General features: G+C 72.9%; 4 protein-coding genes. All 4 read right to left on the bottom strand.

Features of this window, described 5'->3' with window-relative positions:
• On the bottom strand, positions 1-577 hold a 577-nt coding region (locus ACFFNX_RS45515), incomplete at its 3' end, for a gamma-glutamyltransferase (protein WP_378212543.1).
• Between the two features lie 40 nt (positions 578-617).
• A complete protein-coding gene (locus ACFFNX_RS45520) occupies positions 618-1,613 on the bottom strand; it encodes an ABC transporter ATP-binding protein (RefSeq protein WP_378212539.1) in 996 nt (331 codons plus the stop codon).
• A complete protein-coding gene (locus ACFFNX_RS45525) occupies positions 1,610-2,614 on the bottom strand; it encodes an ABC transporter ATP-binding protein (protein WP_378212541.1) in 1,005 nt (334 codons plus the stop codon). Before ACFFNX_RS45525 ends, ACFFNX_RS45520 begins: the two co-directional genes overlap by 4 nt.
• On the bottom strand, positions 2,611-3,405 hold a 795-nt coding region (locus ACFFNX_RS45530; protein WP_378212542.1), incomplete at its 5' end, for an ABC transporter permease. The genes ACFFNX_RS45525 and ACFFNX_RS45530, both read right to left, overlap by 4 nt.

Raw genomic sequence — 3,405 nt, forward strand, 5'->3', positions numbered from 1 at the left:
TGCCCGACGCGGCGCGCGAGGCCGCGGCGATCCGGCGGTAGGTCGCCGCCAGCGCGGGGTTGCGCAGCCGCGACCCGGGCGTCGGCACCCGTCCGCCCGGCATCCAGAGCTCGGCGGAGGTCGGCCAGTCCTCGGTGAACGTCCGCTCGACGGCGCCGATCGTGGCCGAGATCTGCTCGAGCGCGGGCACGCCGTTCTCGGCGTAGGAGATGGCGGGCTCCAGCACGTCCTCCACCGGCCACGTGCCCCAGCGCTCCAGCATCAGCAGCCAGGCGCCGAACGCCCCGGGCACGGTCGCGGCCAGCAGCCCGGTGCCCGGCACCAGGTCCAGGCCGAGACCGGTGTAGTGCTCGATGGTGGCCGCGGCCGGGGCGGTGCCCTGCCCGCAGATCGCGCTCGCCCGGTCGTCGGCCTGACTCCACACCAGGATCGGCAGGTCGCCGGCCGGTCCGTTGAGGTGCGGCTCGACGACCTGGAGCACGAAGCCGGCGGTGACCGCCGCGTCGAACGCGTTGCCGCCGCGTTCGAGCACGCTCATCCCTGCGGCGGAGGCGAGCCAGTGAGTGCTCGTCACCATGCCGAAGTCGCCGGTCAGTTCGGGGCGGGTTGTGAACACGCTAGTTCCTTCCAGTGAGGTCGGGCACTGCGGAGGGTGTCACGAGATGGCAGGCGACGGGCCGGTCCGCCTCCCGTACGCCGGTCAGCCGCGGTTCGTCCGTACGGCAAGTGTCGACGGCGACCGGGCATCGGGTGTGGAACCGGCATCCCGTCGGCGGGTCGATCGGGCTGGGCACCTCACCGCCGAGCACCACTCGTCTGCGCTCGCGCTGTCGTACCGGGTCGGGCTCGGGCGCGGCGGACAGCAGCGCCTGGGTGTAGGGGTGCTGCGGCTCGGCGAAGATCTTCCCCGTCGGCCCGGTCTCCACGATCCGCCCGAGGTACATCACCGCGATCCGGTCGGCGAGGAACTCCACCACCGACAGGTCGTGGGTGATGAACAGGCACGAGAAGCCCATGTCGCGCTGCAGGTCGGCGATCAGGTTGAGCACCGATGCCTGCACCGACACGTCCAGCGCGGACACCGGCTCGTCGGCGACGACGAGTTTGGGCTCCAGGATCAGCGCCCGGGCGAGCCCGACCCGCTGGCGCTGTCCGCCGGACAGCTCGTGCGGGCGACGGGTGCGCATGCCCGCCCTCAGTCCGACGCGTTCCAGCATCTCCCGTACGCGCGCCTCGACCTCGGCGCCGCGGGCCACCCCGTGCCGCCGCAGCGGCTCCGCCACGATCTGCCCGACGGTGAACCGGGGGTTGAGCGAGGAGTAGGGGTCCTGGAACACCATGTGCACGTCGCGCCGGAGCGGCCGCAGCGCCCGCCGCGACAGGTGGGTGACGTCGCGTCCGCCGAGAGACACCGAACCGGCGGTGGGCTCGGTCAGCCGCAGCACGCACCGGCCGATCGTGGACTTTCCGCTGCCCGACTCGCCGACGAGGCCCAGCACCTCACCGGGCCCGACCGACAGCGACACTCCGTCGACCGCGCGCACGGACCGGCCGCTCCGCCGGACGGGGTAGTGCTTCACCAGATCCTTCACTTCGAGTACGGGCGCGTTCACGCGTCACCTCCCGTGGCCGTGGACAGGGGATGGAAGCACGCGGCCCGGTGCTCCGTGCCGAACGCCTCGAGCGCGGGCCGCGTCGCCGTGCAGTCGTCCTGGGCGCGGGGACAGCGCGGATGGAACGCGCACTCGTCCGGGTCCTCGAACGGCGGAGGCACCAGGCCCGGGATCTCGGTGAGCCGCCGCCGGCCGTCCTCGCCGGTGACCGCCGCCGAGGGCAGCGCCCTCATGAGCCCCGCCGTGTACGGATGGCGCGGCCGGGCGTACAGCTCGGTCACCGGTGCCTCCTCCACGGCCCGTCCCGCGTACATGACGACGGCCCGGTCGGCGACGTCGGCCACGACGCCCAGGTCGTGGGTGATCAGGATGATCGCGGTGCCGAGCCGGTCGCGCAGGTCGCGGAAGACGTCGAGCACGCCGGCCTGGATGGTCACGTCGAGGGCGGTCGTGGGCTCGTCGGCGATCAGCACCCGGGGTGAGCACGCCACCGCGACGGCGATCATCACCCGCTGCCGCATGCCGCCGGAGAGCTGGTGGGGATACTCCTTGACCCGGCGCACGGGCGCCGGGATCCCCACCAGCTCGAGCAGTTCCACCGCGCGCGAGCGCGCCGCCGTACGGGACATCCCCTCGTGCCTGCGCAGCACCTCGGCGATCTGGAACCCGACCGTGAACGAGGGGTTCAGGGAGGTCATCGGCTCCTGGAACACCATGGAGACGTCCTTGCCGCGGATCGCGCGCAGCGCGCTCTCGGGCAGGTCGGTCAGCTCCCGGCCGTCGAGCCGGATCGAGCCGGACAGCCGCGTGGTCTCCGGCGGCAGCAGCCGCGGGATCGACATCGCGGTGACCGACTTGCCGCACCCGGACTCCCCGCACAGCGCGAGGATCTCGCCGCGTTCGAGCCGCAGCGAGACGTCGCGTACGGCCTGGACGCGGCCGTCCTCGGTGTCGAAGCCGACCCGGAGGCCGGTGATCTCCAGCAGGCTGTGTTCGCTCATCGGACGCTCCGTGGGTCCAGGGCGTCGCGCAGGCCGTCGCCGAGCAGGTTGAACCCGAGCGTGGACAGCGCGATCATCACGCCGGGCCAGATCGCCAGCCAGGGCGCCTGGTCGAGGAACTGCTGGGCGTCGGTGAGCACCACGCCCCACGACGGTGTCGGCGGCTGTACGCCGAGGCCGAGGAAGGACAGCGTCGCCTCGCCGATGATCGCCGTGGGGATGCCGACCGTGGCCTGCACGATCAACGTGCTGGTCGCGCCGGGCAGGACGTACCGGAACATGATCCGCCCGTCGCCCGCTCCGTCGGCGACCGCCGCCGCCACGTAGTCCAGCTCACGCAGGGCGAGTACCTCACCGCGCGTCACACGGATGATCCCCGGAAGCTGGGAGACGCCGAGCGCGATGATGACGTTGCGCAACGAGGGCCCGAGGATCGCCGCCATGCCCACCGCGAATATCAGGAACGGGAAGGCGAGCACGACGTCGACCAGGCGCATCACGACCGGGTCGAGGAACCGGCGGTAGTAGCCGGCCACGAGCCCGATCGGGACGCCGACCACCATCGCGAGCAGCACGGACAGCACCCCGGCCTCCAGCGAGACCCGCGCGCCGTACGTGACGCGGGCGAGCAGGTCGCGGCCGAGGTCGTCGGTGCCCAGCAGGTGCCCGCCCGAGGGCGGGGCCAGCGGCGCGCTGTAGTCCTGCGCCGCCGGGTCGGCGGTGACGAACGGCCCGATGACCGCCAGCGCCAGGAACCCGGCGACGAGCACCAGCCCCGCCATCGCGGCGGG

The sequence above is a fragment of the Actinoallomurus acaciae genome (genome assembly GCF_042429965.1).
In the GTDB taxonomy this organism is placed as follows: Bacteria; Actinomycetota; Actinomycetes; order Streptosporangiales; family Streptosporangiaceae; genus Actinoallomurus; species Actinoallomurus acaciae.